The organism is Breznakia sp. PFB1-19 (assembly GCF_029893935.1).
GTDB classification, from domain to species: Bacteria; Bacillota_I; Bacilli_A; order Erysipelotrichales; family Erysipelotrichaceae; genus Breznakia; species Breznakia blatticola.
Genome location: NZ_JARXXJ010000053.1, coordinates 1 through 1,820, shown reverse-complemented (window position 1 = coordinate 1,820; position 1,820 = coordinate 1). Strand labels below are relative to the sequence as shown.

Sequence of the window (1,820 nt, the reverse complement as noted above, 5' to 3'; positions counted from 1 at the left end):
TAGACAAACTATCATATGTCAAGTAAAGAATGATATTGGCATATAAATAGGTGATTGTCTTAGTTTAGAGGTGAATCCTCTATAAAAACTTCAATCCATACCATTGAAAAGGTATTATGAAAACAACTTTTTTGGAAATTTTCAAAAAAGCTAAGAATTCAAAGAAAATGTTTAAATCTATACGGTTTCAGCAACTCTTGCACTTCGATATACGAAGTCATGGATTTCGCCGAATTCGTCTTCAAATTTATATATTTTCTTTCGAGTTGATGATGAGAACTCAGTCTCTATGTTTTGGAAAAACTCATCTCGGGTTACTTCCGGTATACGCATGAGATCACGGTGTTGAATTACAAATACACTTTCATTTCTCATTATTGAGAATAGAATCGCACAGATTTTATTCGTTAATGCATTAACTGCAAGAATGTGACGTTTCCGGTCACCATTCTTCTTGCGATTAAAAACATCTTTGAGAATAGGATTATTTCTTCTAGCAAACTCTGCAATCATGTAGAGAGCATGGCGAAGATCGCGAGAACCCTTTTTAGCCATTCGACCTCGTCGATTGACAGAAGTTCCGGATTCACTATTATCACCAAAGATACCAGCGAACTTAACGATTTGACTAGCTTTATTAAAGCGAGTAATATCACCAAGTTCAGCAATAATCGTAGCAGCAGACAATTTACCACAGCCAGTGAATGAAAGAATAATCTTGTATAAAGGAAATGACTCTAATTTAGATTCAATTCGTTTATCTAACTCACGAAGTTTGCCTTCAAGATAGATTACTGATTCCAATAAACTTTGGATAGTGAAAGTGTCTTCTTCGGATAAAATAGTGTGAGTTACAATGGAATTCTTTGAAGCACTGATAAGAGCATTCATTTTATCCAAACCATAATGTTTCTTAGAAGCAGATTGAATTAGTAGAAGTAATTCATCTTTGTCTGCGTTTATGATAGAATATGGAGTGGAATATGATGAAAAGATGGCTCTCAATGTGTTGTGGCCTGATTTGAAAACGTGAAGTAATTCAGGAAAGAATTTAACTACTTTAGCATTGAGTCGGTTCTTCTCTTGGGTTAATGTTTTCGATAAAGATGATCTTCGATGGGTCAATGTCTTTAGTTCGTCGTATTCCTTTTTCTTTTCAGAAACTGCTTTTGCCTCACCTCTAGCCAGAATTTCAGTGATGCATTTAGCATCAAGTTTATCTGTCTTAGGTAAGCCAATATAGTCTCTGTATTTCTTTACAGATTCGGGACGAATCATGATGACATTTAGACCATTAAGTTTTAAACGATCGAAGAGACCGTCACCATAGACGCCAGTGACTTCTAGTCCAAACAAGACTTTCGACAAGTCAGGTTCGATAGTAGTGACTGTATCTATAAGTTTTTGATAACCTTGTAGTGTGTTATCAAAAGTAACTTTCTTCTTATTATTCAAGATAGAAAGAGAGGAGTTCATGACGCTAAAGTCATGCTTATTTTGGGAAGCATCAATTCCCACAAAAACTGAATAGTTCTGCATAGTAAATTTTCCTTTCGTAATCAGTCGTTCTGGATTGCACCTCTAAAGCAAGACAAACACAACCTCGTTAATGAGAAGATATAGTGCATGACCATTCTTCAACAAACCTAATAAGCATATACAAAGCATCTTGAATAAAGGAACCAGTCTAATTGAAGCGGATCCACAGTCCGCAAGGGGGTGGTAGGCAACCTTATTTCCAGAACACTTCTTATCTTAGATTAGAAGAACAATACAATCAAGTTGGAAAAGCCAACTGATTACACTACATATTATACGAG

At 35.4% G+C, this 1,820-nt stretch carries 1 protein-coding gene; it reads right to left on the bottom strand.

What is annotated here, in order from left to right; genetic code table 11:
- Positions 1 to 177: 177 nt before the first annotated feature.
- Positions 178 to 1,539 carry an IS110 family transposase gene (locus tag M2098_RS11510; protein ID WP_280684626.1) on the bottom strand — a complete coding sequence of 454 codons (1,362 nt, stop codon included), beginning with the start codon at positions 1,537 to 1,539 and terminating at the stop codon, positions 178 to 180.
- Positions 1,540 to 1,820 lie beyond the last annotated feature (281 nt).